Consider the following 24,759-nt stretch of genomic DNA (forward strand, 5'->3'; position numbering starts at 1 on the left):
GCCGGCAAAACCGCGTAGAATCTCTCGCAGCCCATAGCAACTCGTCAACTGTTGTTTAAAGCGACATTTGTGGTATGGCGATTGCGAGAGAAGTCGAAAAGCAGTATAATTTGCAGCCTAATCGAAGTCCTCCCCCAAAGTGATATCGGCGCGTTCCTGACGCGCGTAACACTGGAGGTGCTTTCATCTGGTTGGGTTGTAAGTACAAAAAGATGGGCAGATGCCCATTTTTTTTTTGGTAAATCGTTTTAAAGCCCTGGAGAAGTGCCGTGCAGCAGTTTGACTTAATCGCCACGACAGTCAGTGGACTCGGCTATGAACTCGTCGATGTGGAACGAGGCGAGCGCGGGATCCTGCGTGTATATATCGATTTTCCGGCTGCCGACGCGGACGAAAAGGGCCCGATCACGGTCGAGGATTGCGCCAAGGTGAGTCACCAGTTGTCGCATGTATTCACCGTGGAAAACGTCGATTACGAACGGCTCGAGATTTCGTCGCCGGGCCTCGATCGCCCGGTGCGGACCCTCGCCGATTTTGCGCGTTTCGCCGGCCATGAGTGCACGGTCAAGCTGCGCGTCGCCGTTCCCGGCAGCGATAACCGCAAGACCTTCACCGGTATCCTGCGCGGCGTCGAGAACGACAAGGTCGGTTTGGAATTCGACAGTAAAGATGGCCCGGCGTTGATGGAATTTACGCTGGCCGAATTGGACAAGGCACGCTTGGTGCCACAGGTGGATTTTAGGAGTCGCAAAGCATGAGTCGCGAAATTTTATTGCTGGTGGATGCGCTTGCGCGCGAAAAGAACGTCGACAAGGAAGTCGTTTTCGGTGCGCTCGAGTTCGCGCTGGCACAGGCCACGAAGAAGCGCTATGAAGGCGAAGTCGATATTCGCGTGTCGATCGATCGCGACACCGGCGAATTCGAGACTTTCCGCCGCTGGCACGTGGTGCCGGATGAAGCGGGCCTGCAACTGCCTGATCAGGAGATCCTGCACTTCGAAGCCAAGGAACAGATTCCTGACATCGAAGTCGACGAATACATCGAAGAGCCGATCGAGTCGGTCGAGTTCGGCCGCCGGTTTGCGCAGGACACCAAGCAGGTCGTGCTGCAGCGCGTGCGCGATGCCGAGCGCGAGCAGATCCTGCAAGACTTTTTGGAGCGCGGCGATTCGCTGGTGACCGGCACCATCAAGCGCATGGAACGCGGCGATGCGATCGTCGAGTCGGGCAAGATCGAGGCGCGCCTGCCGCGCGACCAGATGATCCCGAAAGAAAACCTGCGCATCGGCGACCGCGTGCGCGCGTTTATCCTGCGCGTGGACCGCAATATGCGTGGCCCGCAGGTGATCCTGTCGCGCACCGCGCCAGACTTCATCATGAAGCTGTTCGAACTCGAAGTGCCAGAGATCGAACAAGGCCTGCTGCAGATCAAATCGGCAGCCCGTGACGCCGGCGTGCGCGCCAAGATCGCCGTGTTCACGGCCGACAAGCGCATCGACCCGATCGGTACCTGCGTCGGCATGCGCGGTTCGCGCGTGCAGGCCGTCACCGGCGAGCTGGGCGGCGAGCGCGTGGACATCGTGCTGTGGTCGGACGATCCGGCCCAGTTCGTGATCGGCGCCCTGGCGCCTGCGAACGTGTCGTCGATCATGGTCGACGAAGAAAAGCACGCCATGGACGTGGTCGTGGACGAGGAAAACCTGGCCATCGCGATCGGCCGTTCGGGCCAGAACGTGCGCCTGGCGTCCGAGCTGACCGGCTGGAAGATCAACATCATGACCGCCGAAGAATCGGCGAACAAGGTGGCGCAAGAAACGGCCGCGATCCGCGTGCTGTTCATGGAAAAACTGGACGTCGACCAGGAAGTGGCCGATATCCTGGTTGAAGAAGGCTTCTCGAGCCTGGAAGAAATCGCATACGTGCCAATTTCCGAGATGCTGGAAATTGAATCGTTCGACGAAGACACCGTCAACGAACTGCGCACCCGCGCCCGTGACGCGCTGGTGACTGAGGCGATCGCTTCCGAGGAAGGTCTCGAAGGCATGGAAGAAGCTCTGGTCAATCTGGAAGGCATGGACCGTACCGTTGCCGGCAAGCTTGGCCTAGCTGGCATCAAGACGGTCGAAGCATTCGCGGCACTGGCCTATGACGAATTCGGCGCCATCCTGGCGTTGTCGTCGGACCGTGCCCGTGACCTGATCAAGAGTGAATTTAATGATGTGACCGACGACGAGATGAAACTGGTCGATGGCAAGTATGACGACCGGGCGAAAGCACTGCAGGCGAAAGCCTGGAGCCTGGCAGAAACGGCCAAAGCTTGAACATTTCTTTATCATCTGTCGCGACACGTAGAAAAGAGGACTGAATGGCGAGTAACAACGTAGCCCAATTTGCCACCGAGCTGAAGATGCCTGCAGACCTGCTGCTGACCCAGCTGCGTTCGGCCGGCGTCGAGAAAAGCTCGACGTCAGATCCCTTGTCGAAAGATGATAAGGACAAGCTGCTGAACCACCTGCGCCGTACCCACGGCGCCGCCGATACTGGCGAGAAAAAGAAGATCACGGTGACGCGCAAGGAAACCAGCGAGATCAAGCAGGCCGATTCGTCGGGCAAATCGCGCACGATCCAGGTCGAAGTCCGCAAGAAGCGCACCTTCGTGCAGCGCGACGACCTGGTCACGACCAAGGCGCCCGAAGAACCGGTGATCGACGCCGCCGAACAGGCGCGCCGCGAAGAAGACGCGCGCCGCCAGGCCGAGCTGATCGCCCGTCAAGAGGCCGACCTGCGCGAAAAGCAGGAACGCCTGGCCAAGCTGGAAGCCGAAGAAAAAGCGCAAGCCGCGGCCGCTGAAGAGCAGGCCAAGCGCGAAGCCGCCGAGGCGGCCAAGCGCGACGCCGCCGAGAAAGCCGCCGTTGCCGCTGCCGCCAAGGAAGCTGCAGCAGGCAAGGAAGCCGCTGCCGGCGCCGACGAGGCCGCCAAGAAAGCGGCCGACGAGGCCAAGGCCGCCAAGGATGCCGCCGCCAAGGAAGCGGCCGAACGCGCTGCCGCCACCGAGCGCGCACGCAAGGCCGTGGCCGACGAAGTCGCGCAGATCAAGCTCATGATGAGCCAGCCGCGCCGCGTGATCAAGGCGCCGGAACCGGCGCCGAAGCCAGCCGCTCCGGCGGCTGCCGCCGGCACGCTGCACAAGCCTGCCGACAAGAAGCCGGGCGAAGTCAAGAAGGACGACGCCAAGAAGCCGGGCGACAAGAAGTCGATCAAGTCGGCCAATGTGTCGTCGACCTGGTCGGACGATAAAAAGCGTGGCGGTACCGGCCTGAAAACCCGTGGCGCCCCTGCCGGCGGCGGTGGCCGTGACGGCTGGCGCAGCGGTGGCCGTGGCGGCCGTCGCGGTCATGGCGACGATCGTGAATCGAACTTCCAGGCGCCGACCGAAGCCATCGTCAAGGACGTCCACGTTCCAGAGACCATCACGGTCGCTGAACTGGCGCACAAGATGTCGGTCAAGGCATCCGAGGTCATCAAGCAGCTGATGAAGCTGGGCCAGATGTGCACCATCAACCAGGTGCTGGACCAGGAAACCGCGATGATCCTGGTGGAAGAGATGGGCCATAAGGCCTTCGCTGCCGCCGAGGACGATCCGGAAGCGATCCTGGCCGACCAGGGCGAGCACACCGAGTTCGAATCGAGCTCGCGCGCTCCGGTGGTCACCGTCATGGGTCACGTCGACCACGGCAAGACCTCGCTGCTGGACTACATCCGTCGCGCCAAGGTCGCATCGGGCGAAGCGGGCGGCATTACCCAGCACATCGGCGCCTACCACGTGGACACCCCGCGCGGCATGATCACCTTCCTGGATACCCCGGGCCACGAGGCGTTCACCGCGATGCGTGCCCGCGGCGCGAAAGCGACCGACATCGTCATCCTGGTGGTGGCGGCCGACGACGGCGTGATGCCGCAGACCAAAGAGGCGATCGCCCACGCGAAAGCCGCCGGCGTGCCGCTGGTCGTGGCGATCAACAAGATCGACAAGCAGGGCGCCAACCCGGATCGCGTGACCCAGGAACTGGTCGCCGAAGGCGTGGTGCCTGAAGAATACGGTGGCGATTCGCCATTCGTGCCAGTGTCGGCCAAGGTCGGCACCGGTATCGACGATCTGCTGGAGCAGGTGCTGCTGCAGGCCGAAGTGCTGGAACTGAAGGCGCCGACCGAATCGCTGGCCCGTGGCCTGGTGGTCGAAGCCCGCCTCGACAAGGGCCGCGGCCCGGTCGCGACGATCCTGGTGCAGTCGGGTACCCTGAAGCGCGGCGACGTCGTGCTGGCGGGTTCCTCGTTCGGCCGCGTCCGCGCCATGCTGGACGAGAACGGCAAGACGATCGCTTCGGCCGGTCCGTCGATCCCGGTCGAGATCCAGGGCCTGACCGAAGTGCCGAGCGCCGGCGAAGAAGTCATGGTCATGGCCGACGAGCGCAAGGCGCGTGAAATTGCCCTGTTCCGTCAAGGCAAGTTCCGTGACGTGAAGCTGGCCAAGCAGCAAGCCGCGAAGCTGGAAAACATGTTCGAGCAGATGGCCGAGGGCGAGGTGAAGAACCTGCCGCTGATCGTCAAGACCGACGTGCAGGGTTCGCAGGAAGCGCTGGTCGGTTCGCTGCAGAAGCTGTCGACCTCGGAAGTGCGGGTGCAGGTCGTCCACGCGGCGGTCGGCGGCATCACCGAGTCGGACGTCAACCTGGCGACCGCCTCGAAGGCTGTCATCATCGGCTTCAACGCCCGTGCGGATGCCCAGGCGCGCAAGCTGGCCGAAGCGAACGGCGTCGACATCCGTTACTACAGCATCATTTACGATGCGATCGACGAGATCAAGACCGCACTGTCGGGCATGCTGGCGCCGGAGAAGCGCGAGACCATCACCGGCCAGGTCGAGATTCGCCAGGTCATCCTGGTCTCGAAGGTCGGCGCGATCGCGGGCTGCCTGGTCACCGATGGCGTGGTCAAGCGTACCTCCTCGGTCCGCCTGCTGCGCAACAACATCGTGGTCTGGACCGGCGAGATCGATTCGCTCAAGCGCTTCAAGGACGACGCGAAGGAAGTGCGCGCCGGTCTCGAGTGCGGCCTGTCGCTGAAGGGCATGAACGAAATCCAGGTCGGCGACGTCCTGGAGGTGTTCGAAGTCACCGAAGTGGCGCGTACGCTGTAAGCCACGCCGTTGGCGTACCATGGGGGCCAGGACGCTTCGCGGCAATGCCGCGGAGGGCCTGGCCCTTGTTTTTAGCTGTCGGCGATCACGCGTATCGGCCCGCAGTCCAAGCACGTCGTTCCCGCGGAGGCGGGAACCCAAGTTTGTTCGCTTGACCGCCGCAGCAAACGAAGCCACTGAGCGAAGAAACTTGGGTCCCCGCCTTCGCGGGGACGACGGAATAGAAGCTAACAAAAGAACAAGCAGCAACCATCATGGCTAAACACAGCAAAAGCATTCCACAGCGCGGCCTGCGCGTGGCCGACCAGATCCAGAAGGACCTGTCGGAACTCATCGCCTTCGAACTGAAGGACCCGCGCGTCGGCATGGTCACCATCAGCGAAGTCCAGCTGACCCCGGACTATGCCCACGCCAAGATCTACTTCACCCTGCTGAAAGACAGCGCGGAAGAAGTGCGCCAGACCCTGGAAGGCCTGTCGAAGGCCTCGGGCTACCTGCGCAATATGCTGGGCAAGCGCCTGCACATCCATACGCTGCCGTCGCTGCACTTCGTGCACGACACCTCGACCGCGCGCGGCCTGCAGATGTCGGCCCTGATCGACCAGGCCAATGCCACCCGCGCCAAGGACGATCCCGAGTCGAATCCCGAGACGCAGGACGCCGGTCAGGCGGACAAAGAGTGAACGGACGTCCCGCACGAAAGCCGCGCGACCTCGTCGACGGCGTGCTGCTGCTCGACAAGCCGGTCGGCCTGTCCTCGAACGACGCCCTGATCAAGGCGAAACGGGTGCTGAACGCGAAGAAGGCCGGCCATACCGGCACGCTGGACCCGTTCGCCACCGGCCTGCTGCCGCTGTGCTTCGGCGAAGCGACCAAGTTCTCGCAAGACCTGCTCGAAGCCGACAAGACCTACGAGGCCACGGTCCACCTGGGCATCATGACGAATACCGGCGACACCGAGGGCGAGGCGATCGAGACGCTGCCGGTGGACGTGACGCTGGAACAGATCGAGGCGGCGCTGGCGCGCTTTCGCGGTCCGATCCAGCAGGTGCCCCCGATGTATTCGGCGCTCAAGCGCGACGGCAAGGCGCTGTACGAATACGCGCGCGAAGGCATTACCCTCGAGCGCGAAGCGCGGCCGGTGACGATCCACGCGCTGTCGCTGGTCTCCTACGACGCGCCTTTTCTCAGGATCCGCGTTACCTGCAGCAAGGGCACCTATGTGCGCGTGCTGGGCGAGGACATCGGCGCCGCCCTCGGCTGCGGCGCCCACCTGAACGCGCTGCGCCGGATCGAAGTCGGCGCGCTGGACGTCACGGGCATGATCACGCTCGACGAATTGCTGGCCCATCCCGATCCGTTGTCGCTGCTGCGGCCGGTCGACGCGCTATTGTCGACTTTCCCGTCGATCGAGCTCACGGCCGGGTTGGCGAAGCGTTTCCTGCAAGGCCAGCGCCTGGCGCTCGGCAAGGAAGATGTCGCCATTCCCGAGCAACAGGGACGGGTGCGCATCTACCACGACGGCCGCCTGCTCGGCACCGGCCAGTTGGGCGAATATGCGATCCTGGCGCCGGAGCGCCTGATCTCGACCGCGCCATCCGCCTGATTCCTTGCCGCGCTGCATGTCACGCGCCTGACACGGGCCGCAGCTAAGCTGCGCCTGTGACAAGCCGTTGAATTTTCGTGCTTTCTGCTCGCAAGATTCGGACTGGGCGGATACGCATGCTATACTAGTCGGTTTCCGAAATCGGTAGTATCGGACCCCGCAGTTCCAGTACATCCTGTACACCACGCTACTTTCTAAAAATCATGTCAAACACCAAACGCGCGATTCGTAATATCGCAATCATTGCCCACGTTGACCACGGCAAGACCACGCTCGTCGACCAGCTGCTGCGCCAGTCCGGCACCTTCCGTGAAAACCAGGCCGTGGACACCCGCGTGATGGACTCGAACGACCTCGAGAAAGAGCGTGGCATCACGATTCTGTCGAAGAACTGCGCGGTCGAGTACGAAGGCACCCACATCAATATCGTCGACACCCCGGGCCACGCCGACTTCGGCGGCGAAGTGGAACGCGTGCTGTCGATGGTCGACTCGGTGCTGCTGCTGGTCGATGCGCAGGAAGGCCCGATGCCGCAGACCCGCTTCGTGACCCGCAAGGCGCTGGCACTTGGTTTGAAACCCATCGTCGTCGTCAACAAAATTGATCGTCCGGGCGCACGCGCCGACTGGGCCATCAACCAGACCTTCGAACTGTTCGACAAGCTGGGCGCCACCGACGAGCAGCTGGACTTCCCGATCGTCTATGCCTCGGGCCTGAACGGCTATGCCGGCATGGACGAGAGCGTGCGCGGCGGCGACATGAAGCCGCTGTTCGACGCGATCCTGAAATACGTGCCGGTGCGCGACGACAATCCGGACGGTCCGCTGCAGATGCAAATCACCTCGCTGGACTACTCGTCCTACGTCGGCAAGATCGGCATCGGCCGCGTCAACCGCGGTCGCGTCAAGACCGGCCAGGACGTCGTGATCCTGAACGGCCCTGACTCGACCCCGATCAAGGGCCGCATCAACCAGGTGCTGAACTTCAAGGGCCTGGAACGCGTGCTGGTCGACGAAGCCGTCGCCGGCGACATCTGCCTGATCAACGGTATCGAAGAAATCGGCATCGGTTCGACCGTGTGCGCCGCCGACACCCCGGAAGCGCTGCCGATGCTGACCGTCGACGAGCCGACCCTGACCATGAACTTCATGGTCAACAACTCGCCGCTGGCCGGCCGCGAAGGCAAGTTCGTCACCAGCCGCCAGCTGCGCGAGCGTCTCGAGCGCGAACTGAAGGCCAACGTGGCCCTGCGCGTTGCGCCGACCGACGACGACACCACCTTCGAAGTGTCGGGCCGCGGCGAGCTGCACCTGACCATCCTGCTGGAAAACATGCGTCGCGAAGGCTTCGAGCTGGCCGTGTCGCGTCCACGCGTGGTGTACAAGATGGTCGACGGCGTGCGCCAGGAGCCGTACGAAAACCTGACCGTCGACGTCGAGGAAGCCAACCAGGGCGGCGTGATGGAAGAACTGGGCCGCCGCCGTGGCGACCTGCAGAACATGGAATCCGACGGTAAAGGTCGCGTTCGCCTGGAATACCTGATCCCGGCCCGTGGCCTGATCGGCTTCCAGGGCGAATTCATGACCCTGACCCGCGGCACCGGCCTGATGAGCCACGTGTTCCACGAATACGCAGCGGTCGACAACAGCAAGGGCGACCTGGCTGGCCGCCGCAACGGCGTGCTGATCTCGCAGGACGACGGCGCCGCCGTGGCCTACGCGATCTGGAAACTGCAGGACCGCGGCCGCATGTTCGTCGAGCACAACACCCCGGTGTACGAAGGCATGATCATCGGCATCCACTCGCGCGACAACGATCTGGTCGTCAACCCGATCAAGGGCAAGCAGCTGACCAACGTGCGTTCGTCGGGCACCGACGAAGCGGTGCGCCTGGTGCCGCCGATCCAGATGTCGCTCGAATACGCCGTCGAGTTCATCGAGGACGACGAACTGGTCGAGATCACCCCGAAATCGATCCGCCTGCGCAAGCGTTTCCTGAAAGAGCACGAGCGCAAGAAGGCCAGCCGCGAAGGCGCGTAATACTGGTTTGACAGGGCAGATGCACTGTCCCTGATAAAAAGCCCGGTGATTTCACCGGGCTTTTTTTATTTGCGCGAATAAATGAATGCGATCGATGGGGTAAAACGCATTTGTGATACATCCTTTTGAAACTCTCTAAAAATATCCACGATGTGACTGCGCCCTTATTGCATATTGCAATCTTGAGATAATGTGTGAGTATTCAAATGATTAATTAATGGAGCCTTGCAGCAATATGTGGACATCATTAAAATGCAAATACATATTGTCTAAATCTAATTAATCATTACCATGAAGATCAGTGTCGATACCGTCATTGTGGCCAGCCGATGAAAATGAAGACGCTGCAACACATTGTCGTCGCCGCCGTGGCCCTGTCCGCCACGGGTTGCGCCACCGTCCCGGGCCACCAGGGGGGCTTTCAGGGCGCCATCAACGACACATTCAACAATCCCGATCCCTGTTCCAATAATGCGCGCAATGCCGGCGTGCTGATCGGCGGTATCGCCGGTACTTTCCTGGGCGCCAAGGTCGGCGACAAGGACAAGGGCGCGATGCTGGCCGGCGCTTTATTGGGCGGCACGATCGGTGGCCTGATCGGGGCCGATATCGATGACCGCCGCTGCGCAATGGCCAAGGTCGCGCAAGAATATCAATTGCAAATGCAATTCGCGGCCATCAAGAACGATGGCGCCGTGATCTCCGACGGCGAATTGCAGCGCGCCCGTAATGCGGGTGATATCAAGAAGAATTCCATCGGGAATATCGTGTCGCTGCAAGACCAGGCGGGCAATGGTGGTCATTTCCAGAGCAATTCGGCGGTCCTGACCGAACGCGCCGAGCGGTATTTCTCGGCCATCGCCGACATCTATAACCTGAACAAGGCGGCCGAGGCCGCTGCTACCCCGGCCGACCGGGAACGCCTGCGCCAGGCCGGCCTCAAGCGAAAACTGCTGCTGGTGGGCCATACCGACGATACCGGCTCGTCGGCGCTGAACGCCACCCTGTCCGAGCAGCGCGCCCGCGCGGTCGCCGAATACCTGGAACGGCGCGGCATTCCTCGCGACCAGATGTATTACCAGGGGGCTGGCGAAGTCTATCCGGTGGCGGACAACCGCGCCGAGAGCGGCCGCCTGCGGAACCGGCGGGTCGAGATCGTCGAGCTGGCCGATCAGGCCAGCATGGGCAAATATCTCGAGGCGCGTCGTCCGAACTACCAGTTCTATCGCACCGTACCGGCCGCGGCGCCCGCGGCCGCGCTGGCGCAAGGCCCGGCGCAAGGGTCGGCAGGGTCGGCAGGCCCGGCAAAACAGGCCGCCGCGCGCGCGCCGAAGCGTGCACAGGTAGCGAAAGCGACACCGCCCGCAAAGCCCGCTGCCGAACGTGCCGTGGCTGCCGCGCGCACGCCCGCCAAGGACGCAGCGCGCACGGTCCCGCGTGCCACGGCGCCGGCGCCGAAGGTCACCGGAGCGGCGCTCGACTTCGGCGGTGTTCCGCTGACGCAGCAAGTGTCCGCTGCACCCGCCGGCCTGGGCAAGCTGGAGCGTGAGCGCCCACTCTTCTCGCTCATCAGCAGCGCCTATGCCGACGACGACATGGCGGTACTGTCCGACTGCTCGCAAGACCGCCCGCGCAGCGCCGGCGGCGTCAAGGCGCTCAAGGATGGCAGCACCTACCGGGTCAACGAACATGTGCCGGGACTGTACGGCAAGACCTGGACCGAGCGTGTCAACGGCCACCAGATCGTGATCAACAAGGTCGCCGTGCTGGCCAGTGAAGCGACCCTGACCCAGGTGCCCGAGTTCAAGGTGTACGCCAACTACGATCCCGGCAAGAACCGCAACCCGGCCCCGAACGTCTCGCTGCGTCCCGCGGTGAACACCTACCTGGGCGAAACAGGCATCCTGTACCGCATCTTCGCCGAAGGCGCGGGCGGCATGCAGTGCGTGGACATCGTGTACAGCCGCGGCGGCAGCCGCTCCGCGACCGGTGGCAATATCGTCTACGCGCGCAACAGCCAGCTGTTCGTTTCACCGTTCAAACCCGTCATTGCCAACTGAGACCCACGATGCTATCCGAATTCCTCCGAACCTATCCCGTGCTTGTCTGGACGCTCCTGTACACGGCGGCCGCGGCCATCGTGCTGTCGCTGATGTGGGACCGCCTCAAGTGGTGGTGGCTCAATACCTGGTATGCCTTCCCGGTGATCGGCAAGCTGGCGCGCCTGTCGAAAGACCTGCACCGCTCGAACGACGGCAGCGGCTGGTTCAAGTCCGAGCGCACCCTGTGCCAGGACTACAAGGCCTTCATCCAGGTGCAGTCCGAGTACGAATTCAAGCAGCGCATCAGCTATCTGCAGAAGTCGGGCGACAACGGCCGCACAACCACGCCGATGGCGATCTGGGTGCTGATCGTGGCCTTCGTGTTCGTCGAAGCCCAGGGTTTCGGCTACGTCCTGGCCGGCTTCACCATTCCTGGCGCCAGCGAGACCACGCAGCAGTATGCATCGCTCGCGATCGCCTTCCTGATTTCGGCCGTGTGCGTGTTCGCGACCCACTTCGCGGGCCATGAGCTGTACCGCTCCCTGAAGATCCGGCGTGCGCGCCGCGACTACATCGACGGCGGGCAGAAGCATGAACTGCACTCGCGTTCGATGCCCCTGTCCGAGCCGCAGCACCTGGACGACGACAAGCCCGAATACACCCAGGTCTGCAACCGGGTCGGCACCAATATGAGCTTCGTCGTGAGCTGGGTGACGCTGGGCTTCGTGATTGCGATCGCCATCGGCGCGACCTTTGTGCGGATCCAGAGCGCGAACAAGCTGATGGACGAATCGGTGCGCATGCAGAAAAGCGAACTGATCGAGCAACGCAGCGGCGGCGGCGGTGGCGGCCTGGACCTGTCCCAGCCGACCCTGATTCCCGAGGCCGACGTGCAGTCCGACCTGGCGGCCGACGGCCAGGCGGTGGACGAGGCGGCGCAGTACGACCGCCGCGGCTACTGGGTCACCTTCATGATCCTGGCGGTCCTGTTCGTCTGCCTGCAGGCGCTGAGCGTGCTGTTCGGCTATCGCTGGGGCTTTGCTGGCAAGAATGGCCATGACGCTTTCAAGTCGCTAGGCAAAGGCAAGTTTCACACCTACGGCGATGTGCGCGCCGCGACCCAGAAATTCATCGACAAGGCCCAGAGCCAGCTCGAGAACCTCCAGCAGCGCATGACCCAGCGCCACGCCGAAGGCGGCACCGGGGTCGCCATCCATCCGACCAAGCGCTTCCTCGACTTCCTGGATGAAGCCGACCGCCAGGAAGCCGAATACCGCGCCCGCAAGCGCAAGGAAATGCTCGAGGAAGAAGAGCGCGCCAGCGCCGATGCAGCGCGCGCGGAACTCGCGCGCCAGGCCAGGGAAGCCGCTGCCCAACGGACCGCGCCGGTCCAGCCGGTCCAGCCGGTCCAGCCGGTGCAACCGACCCTGCCGGTCGAGCCACGCCAGGCGGTAGCGCCGGCCGCGGCCGAACACCCCTTGCAAGTGCGCAAGGCCGAGGTCGAGGCGGCGATTCGCGAGCTCGACCGCCTGACGGACGATGCCGAACAGCGCGGTTCCTACCTGGAATCGCTGTCGGTCGAGGTGTACGATGAGGTCAAGCTCGCGCTCAAGGAGCGCAAGGAAGCGCAGCAGGCGGCCAGGAAGCAGCGCCTGTCCGAGATCGAGGACCTGCGATGATCCGGCTTGCCGTCTTGCTGGCCCTGGCCGCCGCCGCGCCGGGCATCGCCGCCGCCCAGGACGCGGTCCCGAGCTGCTACCATGCCAAGCTCGGGGTCGAGGCGCCGGCGCCCGCCACCGAGCTGTTCGTGCTGGTCGACCAGACGACGCTGTTCGATCCGATCCTCCAGCAGCAGGTCGCGAATGGCGTGCGTCCGTTCATGGCGCCCGACAACGCGTTCTCGGTGACCACCTTCTCGGCCTACTCGCAGGGGCGTTACGCCCACGTCGTGACCAGCGGGACCATCGAGGGCCTGATCGCTCCGGCGCTGCGCGACGATATTTCCAAGCCCGTGCTGAACAAGTTCGATGCCTGCACCAAGCGCCAGCCCCACCAGGCGATGCAGGCCGTCGGCAATGCCTTGCGCGGCGCGTTCGGCGGCGCCAGTCCCGACCTGGCACGTTCCGACGTGCTGGCATCGTTCAAGTCGATCGCGACCCGGGTCAAGAATTCGACGGCGCGGCGCAAGGTAGTGCTGATTGCCTCGGACATGCTGGAGAACTCCTCGGTCACGGCCTTCTATGGCAACAAGGGCAACTCGGTGCGCCAGGTGGATCCCGCCAGGGAACTCAAGATCGTTGTCGACAACGCCCTGCTCGCCGATTTCGGCGGCGCCGAGATCTATGTCATTGGCGCCGGCCTGCTCGGCGGCGACGCGGCCAGGAGCAATTCCTACCGCGATCCCAAGACCATGCGCGCCCTGGCCGGGTTCTGGAACGGGTATTTCGCGCAGTCGAACGGGCAGGTGATCGAGATCGGCCAGCCGGCGCTTCTCAATCCGGTCCAGGCGCGGCGCTGAGCGGGCCGGCGGGCAGCGATGTCCGCCGCGCCGTTGCGCTGCCGGCGGTCCACTTCAGGCCATGTAATCGAACAACGACATCGGCCGGCCGAGCCCGCCGCCGAACAGTAGCCCGCCGCCAGTACCCGCCATCTGGTATTGCTGGGCCATGAGCGCGGCCTGGCGGCTCACGGTATCGATCACCTTGTCGCGTTGGTCGAGCATCCGGTCGCGCTCGCGCAGCACGCTGGCCGCTTCGACGCCCAGGGTGCCGGTGCTGCCGATCTGTTTGTCGACCTGGGCCACCAGGCGCTCGGCCAGGCCGCCCTTGTCGCTGAACACCTTGTTGGCGCGCGCCGGGTCGGCGGCGATCGAGGCCTTGAGCTTGTCCTCGTCCAGCACCAGCGCGCCATCCTTCTGCGTGATGCCGAAGCCGGCCAGGTCGCGCAGGGCGCTGCTGTTGACGATGCCGTTGATCTGGGACTTCATGCGCAGCAGGGTGGTGTCGGAGCGGCTGTCGCCCGATTCCAGCTTGCCCAGCTGCGTGTTCAGCTCATTGAAGGCCTTGACGAAATCCTTCACGTTGCTGGCGATCGCGGCAGGATCGCTGCGCACCTCGACCTCGCTCTTGCCGGTTTCCTTCAGGGTCAGGGTGAGGCCGGGGATGGCGTCGGTCAGCGCGTTGGTGGCGGACGTGACGCTCTTGCCGTCGACCACCACGCGCGCGTCCTGGGCCGCGGCAACCTCCTGCATGCCGCCTTCCTTGCCCGGCTGGTAGCCGAACATGCCGGCCAGCACCTGGTCGCCGGCGACGCTGATCTTCATGCCGTTGGCGGCGCCGGTCTCGCCCTCCAGGCTCAGCGCGTAGCCGTCGCCCTGCTTGGTGACTTCGGCGTCCAGTCCCGCTTCGCGCATGGCCTTGGCGATGCCTTCCAGGCTGTTGTCGCCCGGATCGAGGCGCACGGTGGTTTTTTTCGCATTGGCCCCGGAGCCGGTTTCGACCGTGATGGTGCTGGCGCCGCCGGAGCCCAGCGCCGCATCCTTGTCGGCCACCGGCCGGGTCTGCAACTTCTGGCCCTGGGCCAGTTGCTGGACGTCGACGCTGAATTTGCCGGGCGTGGCCGAGGACGCGCTCAGCTTGGCCGTCAGCGCGCTGCCGCTGGCGCTCGCCAGCATGTCGAGCTTGCCGCCGGTGAGGCCGGCCGCGACCGAGCGAAAACCATCCAGCGCCAACGCCATCTTGCCGATGCTCGACAGGCGCGCATCGTCGCGCTTGACCTGGGCGTCGATGACTTTCAGGCCCGGGTTCTGGGCCAGCAGCGACTGCGTCAGGTTGGTGCGGATGTCGCCGTATTGCCTGGCGGCGGGCTGGGACGCCAGTCCGGTGGTGTAGGTGGTCAGCATGGTGTCGATCGTCCTGGTTGGGATTGCCGGGCAACCAATGGTTGCTACCCTTGCTTTATCGCATGAAATGCCGGTAATGAACAGTCATCGATTGTATCGGTGGCCGACCCGGTCAAGTCCCGGCCAACTGCCCCGGTCAGCGCAGGCCCAGCAGGGCATGCACCCGTTCGCGGCTGACCCCGACCAGTGCCGACGTGATGGCCATCAGCGACTCGTAGTCGTGGCCGGCGGCCGTCGCCGTGAAGTCGCTGGCGATCATCGCCAGTTCGGCGCTCGGGATTGCCGGCTGGGTGTTGCGCGCCATGGCGGCGCTCAGGGCCAGCGAGGCCGCATCCTGGGAGCGGCGCACGCGCGCCAGCGCCTGCACCACTTCGCGCAAGCCCTGGCGCAGGGCGTCCGGGTTGCCCAGTTCCCAGTTCTTGGGGGCCAGGGATGGCGGCAGGGCGCTGGTGTCGACCCGTCCGCGGCCGGTCACGGCGATCGCATCCTTGACCTGGCCGAAGGTCGATTCGCGGGTGGTGAACACCAGTTCGCGGTCCTGGTCCAGGCCGGCGCGCACCTTGACCGGGGCCAGGGTGCGGTCCAGGCGCTGGGCGATTTCTTCCGGGGTCATGCCCGGTTCGATCGTGGCCGCCAGTTGCGGGCCGCCGGCGCTGCCGACCGAGAAGCCCAGGGTTTGCGTGCCGCCGGCCTTGAGCGAGGCGATGTCCAGGCCGCCGATGCGAAAGCGCTGGCGGGCGCCCGTGGCGTCGAAATCGAGCTGGGCGTCGACGCCGTCGCCGGCCTGCTGGCGCCGGCCCTCGAGCGCCGCGGTCAGCTGGCGGATGCGCGCCTCGAGTTCGCGCGCCTGCTGGGCGCCGCGGCTGGAGAGCCGTGCGCTCAGGTCGGCCTTGAGCGATTCGAGCTGGCTGGCCACGCGGTCGAGATAATCGAGCGCCTGCTGGGCGCGCGCCACCTCGCCCTGCAGGTTCTGGTGCATGCCGATGCCGCGGCGCAGCGGACTCGAGGTCGGCGGCGGGCGCGACACGGTGCGCTGGTCGGAAAGCGCCGGCGGCACCGCGTGGGCGCGGCCGGTGGCGGACGTGCCCTGGGCGCCGGGTTTGCCGCTGACGGCGCCGCCGCCAGCGTGGGCGCCGGGGGCGCCGGCCGGTGTCGTGACCGTGGGTCTGAGCAATCCTTCCATGGCCGTCAGATCGCGTTGAACAGCGACAGGCTGCCGATCTTGGCATAGGCCTTGTAGCTCGCCTGCAGGGCGGTGGAGTAACCGCTGAGTTCAGTGGCGGCGAGGCCCATGTCGAGCGCGCCGATGTCGTTGATCGCGATCTTGTTCGACAGGCTGATGTTGGTGTGGTTGTCGTCCAGGGTCTTGATGATGTTCTGGCGTCCGCCCAGGTTGGCGACCTTGCTCGAGAGCAGGGCCTGCGCATCGTCGAATCCGGCCAGGTTGGCGGTCAGCACGCCGCGCAGGACCGGATCGTTCGGCGAGGCGCCCGGTACGCTGAGGGCCTTGATGCTGGCGTCGAGCTCGTTCAGCAGTTTCTCGAGACCTTTCAGGTCCTGGTTGGCGGGCTGGGTCAGGCCGTTGCCGACCACGACGTTCTGGGAATCGGTATTGCCCATGAAGCTATAGCGCGGGACGGCGGCCATCCCATTGTCGATGATTGGCGCGGTCTTGGTGGCGGTGCCCGAGAACAGGTAGTTGCCTTCCTCATCGATGGTGTTGGCGGTGTAGAACAGGCTGTCGCGCAGCGATTCCAGCGGCACGATCATGGCTTTCAGGTCGTCCGGGGCATTGCTGCCGTCCAGGGCCCAGACCATCAGGTCGCGGCCCGACGTCATCTCGGTCACCATATTGCTCAGGTAGCCTTCGGACTTGGTCAGGCGCAGCTGCAGCGAAGCGATATTGCTGCGGTACTGGCCGAGCGTGGTCTCCTCGCGGGCCAGGCGCGACAGGCGCACGCTGTCGACCGGGTCGTCCGAGGGCAGCAGGATGCGCTTCTGGGCATCGATCTGGCGCATGACGTGGCTGAGCCGCTCCTGGTTGTTCTGGAGCGACTGGTTCATCGTCGACTGGAATTGGGCGGTTGCGATACGCATGGCGTTCTCCTTATTGCATCATGGCCAGGGTGGCATCGAACAGCGAGTTGGCGATCTGGATCACCTGCATGTTCGCCTGGTACATGCGCTGGAATTCCACCAGCTTGACCGCTTCCTCGTCTTCGTTGACGCCGCTGGTCGATTGCCAGTCGTCGATCGACTGCACGCGCACGGTGTCGGCGGTCTTCAGGGAGGCCTTGTTGATCTTGCTGTCCACCGCCAGCTTGCCCAGCATCTGGGTGTCGGCGTCGCTCAGCAGCACCTTGCCGATGCCGGGCAGGGTGATCGACTCGCTCTTGAGCGCTGCCAGCTTCAGCAGGTTGCCGGTATCGCCTGGGGTGCCATTGCTCGAGAAGGCCAGGTCCTGGGCCTTGAAGCCCTCGACGGTCTTGATCATGTTGGCGCCATTGCCGGGGGTATAGACGAACAGCGGAGTGCCATTGACTCCCGGGGCGGTGTAGCCGTCCGTCAGCTGATCATTGACCAGCCGGACGACTTCCTGCGCCAGCATGTCGACGTCCTTTTGCAGCGGCAACAGGGTATTGATCTCGAACTGGGTCAGGCCGCCCAGTTGGCCGCCCAGCTTGCTGGCGTCGAGGGTGAAGGTCGAGTTGGCGAAGGTGACCGAGAACGCCTGCGGCGAATCGGCGGTCGCGGCCGCCTTGAGGCTGCCGTGCATGCTGCCGATTACCAGCGCCTGGCCGCCCTTGAGCGAGACGTCGCGGCTGCCGTCCGGATTGTCCGAGACTTCCAGCCCCATCTTGGCGGACAGGTCATCGATGGCCTGGTCGCGCGCGTCGATCAGGCTCGAGGCCGACACGCCGCTGGCCTGGGTCTCGATGATCTTCTGGTTCAGGCGGGCGATGGTCGAGATGTCGACGTTGGCCGAGTCGACCAGGGCGCTGCGCTGCTGGCGCACCGAGGTCAGCTGCGAGTTGAAGACATTGTTCAGGCCATTGAAGCGTTCGCCCATCAGGTTGGCCGCGGTCAGCACCTGCTGGCGCAGCGGGGTCGAGCCGGGATCGCCCGCGACCGCATTGATCGCCTTGAAGAAGTCGTCGATGCCGGCCGACAGGCTGGCCGAGCTGTCGCCCATCACGCTCTCGAGCTGGGTCAGGTATTGCTGCGACTGCGAGTAGGCGCCCAGTTCCGAATTGGCGCGCCACATGGCCTGGGTCTTGTAGCTGTCCGAAAAGCGCAGCAGCGAGGTCACCTGCACGCCATTGCCGGCCGAGCGGCCGCTGGCACCCGGACCGAGCGCCATCAGGAGCGCCGACTGGCGGGTATAGCCCTTGGTCTGCAGGTTGGCGATATTGTGGCTGCTGGCCGCCAGGGCGATCTGGGCGGCGAGGGCGCCGGAGAGGGCATTGTTGATGATCGTCATGATGCGAATTCGTCCTCGAGACAGTGTTAACCTGGGTTAACCTCATAAGGCGACCGATTATTGCTGTTTATTAAGTTTTTTTCTGCTGGGCGGCGGCCGCGCCCGGCACCAGCTGGCGCAGGATGGCGTCGGCGATGCCGAAGGCGCGCTGGCCGGCCATATTCCCGGCCAGCAGGTCGTCGGCCATGTCCTGCATGTCCTGGTTGACGCGGTTGTTGAAGACGCTGTCCTCGTCCGCCATCTCGCGGGTCGAGGCGCGCATCGTGCGCAGCATGTGGCTCACAAAAAAGCGTTCGAACTCGACCGCGGCCTCGGTGGCTTTCGCCACATAGGCCGGATCGAGCCGCTCGTCGGCGGGCGCGACCGCGGGCTCGGCCGCCGGGTTCGCGAGAGTGTGGCGCGGGTCGTCGATGCGCATCAGATCACCACCAGTTCGCCTTCGATCGCGCCGGCCTGGTCCAGGGCCTGCAGGATCGCCATGATGTCGTCGGGCGAGGCGCCCAGGCTGTTCACGGTGTCGATGATGGTCTGCAGGCGCGCGCCCGGCGGCCAGCGGAACATCTGGCCCGAGCCCTGGTCGACCGACAGTTTCGATTCCGGTGTCACCGCGGTCTGGCCGCGCGCGAACGGGCCCGGCTGGCTGACGCGCGAGCTTTCCGAGATGATGACCTTGAGCGCGCCATGGGTCACGGCGGCCGCCTTCACGCGCAGGCCGTCGGCGATGACGACGGTGCCGGTGCGCGAGTTGAACACCACCTTCGGCACCTCGATGCTGGCTTCCACGCTCATCGCGTTCAGGCTGGCCACGAACGCGACGCGCTCGGTCGGATTCTCGGGGGCGATGACTTCGACACTGGTGCCGTCCAGCGTGGTGGCGATCGGGCCGTAGCGCTTGTTGATCGCATTGACCACATTGGTGGCGGTCTCGAAATGCGGCTGGCGCAGGCGCAGCATCACTTGCGGGCGGGTCGCGAAATCGGTCGCGATCTCGCGCTCGATCATGGCGCCGTTCGGCACGCGGCCGGCGGTCGGGGTGTTGACGGTGACCGAGGAACCGCTGCGGCCGGTGGCGTTCAGGCCGCCGACCACCACATTGCCCTGGGCCAGGGCGTAGATCTCGTTGTCGGCCGCGCGCAGTTGCGTCAGCAGCAGGGTCCCGCCGCGCAGGCTCTTGGCGTCGCCCAGCGACGACACCGTGACGTCGATGCTCTGGCCGCGGCGGTAGCCTGGCGGGAAGGTCGCCGAGACCATGACGGCGGCCACGTTCTTGTTCTTGGCGTCCTCGCCTTCGGGCAGGCGCACGCCGAACTGCTTGAGCATATTGATGACCGACTGGCTGGCGAACTTGACCTGGGTCGAGTCGCCCGAACCGTTCAGGCCCACCACCAGGCCATAGCCGACCAGCGGGTTTTCGCGCACGCCTTCGACGCTGACCAGGTTGCGCAGGGCCTGGGCCGCCGAGGCGGGCAGGGCGGCGCCGGCCAGCAGCGCGGCGAGGAACAGGGGGGCAATGCGGCGCAGGTTCATGTCATCCTCAGAACGGCATCAGGGGGCTGTTGAAGAAGCGCGTCAGCCAGCCCGGCTGGTTGGCGTCGGCCAGCGCGCCGCGCGCCGAATAGGCGATGCGGGCATTGGCCACGCGCAGCGAGGACACGCGGTTGTCGGCGTCGACGTCGGCGGCGCGCACGAAGCCCTTCAGGCGCACGAATTCCTCGCCCTGGTTCAGCATCAGGTTCTTTTCGCCGGCCACCCGCAGCAGGCCGTTGGGCAGCACTTCCTGCACGATCACGGTCAGCGAACCGGACAGGGCGTTCTGCTGGGTGCTGGTGGCGTCGCCCTGGAAATCGCGGTCGGCCGTGATGTCCACGGCCGCCTTGTCGTACACCTTGCCCAGCGCCGCCAGCGGCGAGATGCCGATCGACGACCCCTTCGAGATGCTGGTGCCGGCGCGCTTGCTGGCCTGGGTCGTCTCCTGCAGGATCACGGTGACGGCGTCGCCCACGCGGTAGGCGCGGCTGTCCGAGGTCAGAGAGACGGTGTCGGCGGTGAACACGCCGCCCGAGACGCCGCCGCGCGCCATGCGCTGCAGCGGCATGTGGTCGTCGTCGTCGTCGCGCATGGCGACCTGCGCCGGCGTGGCGCAGCCGGCCAGCACCACGATGCACAGGAGGGCGGCCAGGTGTTTCATCAGCGCGCCGCCTGCGACAGGTATTGCAGCATATTGTCGGCCGCCGACAGCACCTTGGTATTCATCTCGTAGGTGCGCTGGGCCGCGATCATGTCGACCATCTCTTCGACCACCTGCACGTTCGAGCCTTCCAGCGCGCCCTGCTTCAGGGTGCCGAAGGCGGCGTCGCCCGGACGGCCCTCGTTCGGCGCGCCGCTGGCGGCGGTTTCCTGGAACAGGTTGTCGCCCAGGGCCAGGAGGCCGGTCGGGTTGATGAAGGCGGTCAGGTTGAGCTGGCCGATTTCCTGCGGCGCTGGCTGGTTGGGGAAGGTCACCGAGACCACGCCGTTCTCGCCGATGGTGATGCCGCTGGCATTCTGCGGAATCGTGATCTGCGGCACGATGGCCAGGCCCTGGGCATTGGTCAGCGTGCCGTTCGGGTCGACCTTCAGCTGGCCGGCGCGGGTGTAGGCCGGTTCGCCGGTCGGACGCAGCACCTGCAGGAAGCCGGCGCCCGAGATGGCGACGTCGAGCGGCTGGCTGGTGGTTTGCAGGTTACCGTTGGTGAAGGCCTTCTGGGTGCCGACGACGCGCACGCCGTTGCCGAGCTGGACGCCGCCGTTGACGGTGTTGTCGGCATTCTGGGCGCCCGGCTGCGAATCGACCTGGTAGAACAGGTCTTCGAACACGACGCGGTCGCGCTTGTAGCCGACGGTGTTGACGTTGGCCAGGTTGTTGGCGATGGCCTGCAGCTTGGCATCCTGTGCCTGCACGCCGGTCTTGCTGATCCACATTGCTGGATTCATGGTTGCTCCCTAATTAAATGTGCTGGCGGCTCAGGCGCCGATGAGGCGGTTGCCCGATTCGTTCATGCTGTCGCTGGCCTTGAACATCTTCATCTGCAGTTCGAAGCTGCGGTTCAGGCTCATCACGGCCACCATCTCTTCCACCGCCGAGACGTTGCTGCCCTCGAGGGCGCCGCCGCGCACGGTGACGTTCGGGTCCGCGGCCAGCGGTTCGCCGTCGCGCGGCACGATCAGGCCGGACTCGTTCTTGGCCAGCTGGGCGCCTTCGGCGCTGACCAGTCGCAGGCGGTCGATGATCTGGGTGATGGTGCCGCCTTCGGGCAGCACCGAGATGGTGCCGTCCTTGGCGATGTCGACCGCGGTGTGCGGCGGCAGCACGATCGGCCCGCCTTCGCCCAGCAGCGGCCGGCCGCCCACCGTCAGCGCGCCATCGGCGTCGATGGCGATGGCGCCGGCACGGGTGTACGCTTCGCCCTCACCGAACTCGACCGCCAGGTAGCCGTTGCCGTTGACGGCCACGTCCAGCGCGCGGCCGGTGTCGCGCACCGTGCCGTTGCGGGTCGAGACGGCATCGGCCACGCCGCGCGACAGGTGCACGTCGTCGTAGCCATAGCCGGCCAGCGCCTGGGTCGATGCGAGCTCGATATTGGCGCGAAAGCCGGGCGTGTCGGCATTGGCCAGGTTGTTGGCGCGCACCTGCTGTGCGTGCAGGGTGCGCTGGGCGGCGCTGACGGCGGTGAAGATGAACTTGTCCATGGCCTGTGCTTACAGCGCCTGCATCAGCGACTGCATCATCTGGTTCTCGGCGGTGATCACCTTCGAGTTGGCCTGGTAGTTGCGCTGCGAGGTCATCAGGCCGACCAGTTCCGCCGTGATGTCCACGTTCGAGCCTTCCAGCGAACCCTTGGACAGCTTGCCGGCCAGGCCGACGCCCGGCGTGGAATACAGCGGCGCGCCCGAGTTGGCGTTGGCGATCCACGAGGTGTCGCTGGTCGGGACCAGGCTGCTTTCGTCCGGGAAGGTGGCGAGCGCCACGGTGCCCACGACCTGCTGCTGTTCGTTGCTGTACTTGGCGACGATGGAACCGTCCTCGGCCATCTCGACGCCGACGAAGGTGCCCGAGGAGTAGCCGTTGGCGCGGTTGGTGTTATTGGTCGCCGCACCGCCGAACTTGGTGGTGGTGGCGTAGTCGAAGGTGAACACGAGCGGCTCGGCGCCGGGCGCGTTGATCGTCAGCGCCGGCCCGGTCGTCCCGCCTGCCTCGATGCGGCCATTCAGGTCGAATTCCAGGTCGAAGGTGGCGGCGGCCACGGGCTCCGCGCCGTTCAGGCTGTAGCGCACCGTGACGACATCGTCGTCCGTCTTGAGGAAGTATTGCGACACCGTGTGCTCGGTGCCCAGCGAATCGTAGACCACCGACTGCTTGACCATGCTGTAGGTGTTGGCGTCCTCGAAGTCGAAGTCGTCGGCATCCTTGACCGGCCAGTCGTTCGACATATTGCCCGAGTAGGCGACGCGGGTGCTGGCCACGGCCGGAATCTGGCCGGTCGGGATGGAAATGTCGCCCATGGCGCCCATCACGCCATTCTCGGTCTTGCCATAGCCCTGCACGCGCTTGCCGGTGGCGTCGATCAGGAAGCCGTCGGCATTGGTGTTGAAGATGCCGACGCGCGAGTACGAGACCACGCCCTGGGCGTCGCGGCTGGTAAAGAAGCCGCGGCCGAGGATGGCGGCGTCGAGGCCGCGGCCGGTGGTCTGCAGGCTGCCGTTCTTGCCGATGTCCTGGGTCAGCGAGCCCACCTGCACGCCATTGGCCATGTCGCCCGCATAGACCGAAGCGAAGTTGGCGCGGCTGCCCTTGAAGCCATAGGTGCCGGCGTTGGCGATATTGTTCGACAGGGTGTTCAGCTGCTCGTTGATGGCCTGGATGCCCGACAGGGCGATATTGAAGCTCATGGGGAATCCTTCGATTAGTTGGTGAACGCCAGGTCGGCGGATTTGTCTTTGCCGTGGAAACCGGTGATCCAGCCCGGCTCGACTTCGCCGACGCCGGCCACCTGCATCAGGATGCCGCCGTTGGCGTCGAGGCGCACGCTGTTCAGGCGGCCATTGATTTCGATCGCGGGCTTGGTGCCGTCCGACGCTTCGGCGGCAATGCTGTACTTGCCGGGCGGCAGGCCGAGCTTGGCCGGGTCGATGGTGAATTCCTGGCCGCCGATGCCGTGCGGCGGCAGTTCGATCCTAGTCTGCTTGCCGGCCACGTCGGTCAGGATGACGTGGGTCAGGGGGCTGGCGCCTTCGAGCCGCACATTGCCGCTGATCGCGGTATCGCCCAGTTCGACGCGGCTGGTCTCGACCGAGACCTGGCTGCCGACCTGGCCGCCCATCGTCAGCACCTGCAGGCTCTGCAGCATGGCGGCGCTGGCGGCCGTGGTCTGGGTCATGTTTTCCAGCGCCTCGGTCTGCGACAGCTGCGACAGCTGGTTCACGAAAGTGGCCGGATCGGAGGGCGCCAGTGGATCCTGGTTGCGGATCTGCGCGACCAGCAGCTTGGTGAACATGTCCTTGTTCTCGCTCATCGGCACGCCGGGCGGACGCTCGTTGCCGTAGTTGGCGCCGAAGCCGAAGTTGGTATTGGTGGTGACCATGATCAGCTTTCTCCCATGCGGATCAGGGACTGCTGCATCGACTTGATGCGGCCCATGACCTCGACGTTGGTTTCGAAGGCGCGCGAGGCGGCCATCATGTCGGCCATCTCGGCCACTTCATTGACGTTGGCGTAGAACACCATGCCGTCGGCGTCGGCCAGCGGATTGTCCGGCTCGTGCACGCGGCGCAGCGGTTCGCTCGACTGCACCACGTCCAGCACGGCCACCTTGGCCACGCCTTGGCCGTCGAGCATGGCGGAAAACACGGGCTTCCTGGCGCGGTAGGCCTCGGCCTCGGTAGTGGCCACGGCATTCGCATTGGCCAGGTTGCTGGCGATCGTGTTCATGCGCACGGTCTGGGCCGCCATGGCCGAACCAGCGATGAGGGAAATGTCCTTGAAACCCATTCAGCGCTCCTTATTGGCCGGTGATGGCTTTGTTCAGGCCGCGCAGCTTCATATTGATGAAGGTCAGGCTGGTCTGGAAATCGGAAGCGTTCTGAGAGAAGGCCGCCTGCTCGACGCCGATCTCGACGGTATTGCCGTCGGCGCTGGGGTGATAGGGCACGCGGAACAGCGGTCCGTCCTCGGAAAGCGTGGGGGCGCCATCCTCGGCATCCATCCGGTCCTGCAGCACGGCGGCGAAGTCGATGTCGCGCGCCGTATAGCCCGGCGTGCTTTCGTTGGCGATGTTCGCGGCCAGCACGCGGGTGCGTTCGGCGCGCAGCTGGAGCGCGTCGGCGCTGACGCCGAGTGCTTCCTTGAAATTAATCGACATGGCGATTCTCCAGTGAACTGCAGTGAGTTTGGTTAGAATGGGTCTTTCCGCCTGACCCGTATTGTCCAATGATAGATTTCCGTAGGGCAACTATTA

At 64.9% G+C, this 24,759-nt stretch carries 22 protein-coding genes; 9 read left to right on the forward strand and 13 right to left on the reverse strand.

Going from position 1 to position 24,759, the window contains the following annotated elements; translation table 11 throughout:
- Positions 1-269 precede the first annotated feature (269 nt).
- The 9 genes from rimP (at position 270) to Q9246_RS05840 (ending at position 13,401) form a co-directional block, all read left to right on the forward strand.
- Entirely contained in the window at positions 270-758 is a 489-nt protein-coding gene (gene rimP, locus Q9246_RS05800) for a ribosome maturation factor RimP (protein ID WP_306396138.1), read from the forward strand.
- Entirely contained in the window at positions 755-2,320 is a 1,566-nt protein-coding gene (nusA, locus tag Q9246_RS05805) for a transcription termination factor NusA (protein WP_306396139.1), read from the forward strand. The genes rimP and nusA overlap by 4 nt, the downstream gene beginning before the upstream one ends.
- A 44-nt stretch (positions 2,321-2,364) precedes the next feature.
- Positions 2,365-5,196 carry a translation initiation factor IF-2 gene (infB, locus tag Q9246_RS05810; RefSeq protein WP_306396142.1) on the forward strand — a complete coding sequence of 944 codons (2,832 nt, stop codon included), beginning with the start codon at positions 2,365-2,367 and terminating at the stop codon, positions 5,194-5,196.
- Between the two features lie 254 nt (positions 5,197-5,450).
- Positions 5,451-5,879 (forward strand): 30S ribosome-binding factor RbfA, encoded by a 429-nt coding sequence (gene rbfA / locus Q9246_RS05815; protein WP_306396144.1) that lies wholly within the window; start codon positions 5,451-5,453, stop codon positions 5,877-5,879.
- On the forward strand, positions 5,876-6,802 hold the full coding sequence (truB, locus tag Q9246_RS05820; RefSeq protein WP_306396146.1) for a tRNA pseudouridine(55) synthase TruB: 927 nt from the start codon (positions 5,876-5,878) through the stop codon (positions 6,800-6,802). Before rbfA ends, truB begins: the two co-directional genes overlap by 4 nt.
- Positions 6,803-7,005: 203 nt before the next feature.
- Positions 7,006-8,841 (forward strand): translational GTPase TypA, encoded by a 1,836-nt coding sequence (typA, locus tag Q9246_RS05825; protein ID WP_306396147.1) that lies wholly within the window; start codon positions 7,006-7,008, stop codon positions 8,839-8,841.
- 335 nt (positions 8,842-9,176) lie between these two features.
- A complete protein-coding gene (locus Q9246_RS05830; RefSeq protein ID WP_306396148.1) occupies positions 9,177-10,901 on the forward strand; it encodes an OmpA family protein in 1,725 nt (574 codons plus the stop codon).
- A gap of 8 nt (positions 10,902-10,909) precedes the next feature.
- A complete protein-coding gene (locus Q9246_RS05835; protein WP_306396150.1) occupies positions 10,910-12,562 on the forward strand; it encodes a hypothetical protein in 1,653 nt (550 codons plus the stop codon).
- Positions 12,559-13,401, forward strand: a complete 843-nt coding sequence (locus Q9246_RS05840) for a hypothetical protein (RefSeq protein ID WP_306396152.1) — start codon at positions 12,559-12,561, stop codon at positions 13,399-13,401. Before Q9246_RS05835 ends, Q9246_RS05840 begins: the two co-directional genes overlap by 4 nt.
- A 54-nt stretch (positions 13,402-13,455) precedes the next feature.
- Here the strand turns inward: Q9246_RS05840 and fliD are convergent, their stop codons facing one another.
- From fliD to flgB, 13 genes are all read right to left on the reverse strand, one after another.
- Positions 13,456-14,784 carry a flagellar filament capping protein FliD gene (gene fliD / locus Q9246_RS05845; protein ID WP_306396153.1) on the reverse strand — a complete coding sequence of 443 codons (1,329 nt, stop codon included), beginning with the start codon at positions 14,782-14,784 and terminating at the stop codon, positions 13,456-13,458.
- Positions 14,785-14,920: 136 nt separating this feature from the next.
- Positions 14,921-15,967 (reverse strand): hypothetical protein, encoded by a 1,047-nt coding sequence (locus Q9246_RS05850; RefSeq protein ID WP_306396154.1) that lies wholly within the window; start codon positions 15,965-15,967, stop codon positions 14,921-14,923.
- A gap of 5 nt (positions 15,968-15,972) precedes the next feature.
- On the reverse strand, positions 15,973-16,881 hold the full coding sequence (gene flgL / locus Q9246_RS05855; protein WP_306396155.1) for a flagellar hook-associated protein FlgL: 909 nt from the start codon (positions 16,879-16,881) through the stop codon (positions 15,973-15,975).
- Positions 16,882-16,891: 10 nt separating this feature from the next.
- Positions 16,892-18,265: a flagellar hook-associated protein FlgK gene (gene flgK, locus Q9246_RS05860; RefSeq protein WP_306396157.1), complete on the reverse strand. Its 1,374-nt coding sequence runs from the start codon at positions 18,263-18,265 to the stop codon at positions 16,892-16,894.
- A gap of 70 nt (positions 18,266-18,335) precedes the next feature.
- The gene (locus Q9246_RS05865; protein ID WP_306396158.1) at positions 18,336-18,683 is read right to left on the reverse strand and encodes a rod-binding protein; all 348 of its coding nucleotides are present in this window, start codon (positions 18,681-18,683) and stop codon (positions 18,336-18,338) included.
- Positions 18,683-19,792 carry a flagellar basal body P-ring protein FlgI gene (locus Q9246_RS05870; RefSeq protein WP_306396160.1) on the reverse strand — a complete coding sequence of 370 codons (1,110 nt, stop codon included), beginning with the start codon at positions 19,790-19,792 and terminating at the stop codon, positions 18,683-18,685. Before Q9246_RS05870 ends, Q9246_RS05865 begins: the two co-directional genes overlap by 1 nt.
- Positions 19,793-19,799: 7 nt before the next feature.
- Positions 19,800-20,453 (reverse strand): flagellar basal body L-ring protein FlgH, encoded by a 654-nt coding sequence (gene flgH / locus Q9246_RS05875; RefSeq protein WP_306396161.1) that lies wholly within the window; start codon positions 20,451-20,453, stop codon positions 19,800-19,802.
- A complete protein-coding gene (flgG, locus tag Q9246_RS05880) occupies positions 20,453-21,238 on the reverse strand; it encodes a flagellar basal-body rod protein FlgG (protein ID WP_306396162.1) in 786 nt (261 codons plus the stop codon). The genes flgH and flgG overlap by 1 nt, the downstream gene beginning before the upstream one ends.
- Positions 21,239-21,268: 30 nt before the next feature.
- Positions 21,269-21,994, reverse strand: coding sequence for a flagellar basal body rod protein FlgF (locus tag Q9246_RS05885; protein WP_306396164.1), 726 nt, complete (start codon positions 21,992-21,994; stop codon positions 21,269-21,271).
- A gap of 9 nt (positions 21,995-22,003) precedes the next feature.
- Positions 22,004-23,194, reverse strand: a complete 1,191-nt coding sequence (locus Q9246_RS05890) for a flagellar hook protein FlgE (RefSeq protein ID WP_306396165.1) — start codon at positions 23,192-23,194, stop codon at positions 22,004-22,006.
- Positions 23,195-23,208: 14 nt separating this feature from the next.
- Entirely contained in the window at positions 23,209-23,886 is a 678-nt protein-coding gene (locus Q9246_RS05895) for a flagellar hook capping FlgD N-terminal domain-containing protein (protein ID WP_306396166.1), read from the reverse strand.
- 2 nt (positions 23,887-23,888) lie between these two features.
- Positions 23,889-24,293: a flagellar basal body rod protein FlgC gene (gene flgC / locus Q9246_RS05900; protein ID WP_306396168.1), complete on the reverse strand. Its 405-nt coding sequence runs from the start codon at positions 24,291-24,293 to the stop codon at positions 23,889-23,891.
- A 10-nt stretch (positions 24,294-24,303) separates the two neighbouring features.
- Positions 24,304-24,663, reverse strand: coding sequence for a flagellar basal body rod protein FlgB (flgB, locus tag Q9246_RS05905; RefSeq protein ID WP_306396170.1), 360 nt, complete (start codon positions 24,661-24,663; stop codon positions 24,304-24,306).
- Positions 24,664-24,759 lie beyond the last annotated feature (96 nt).

The organism is Telluria beijingensis (assembly GCF_030770395.1).
GTDB lineage: Bacteria > Pseudomonadota > Gammaproteobacteria > Burkholderiales > Burkholderiaceae_D > Telluria > Telluria beijingensis.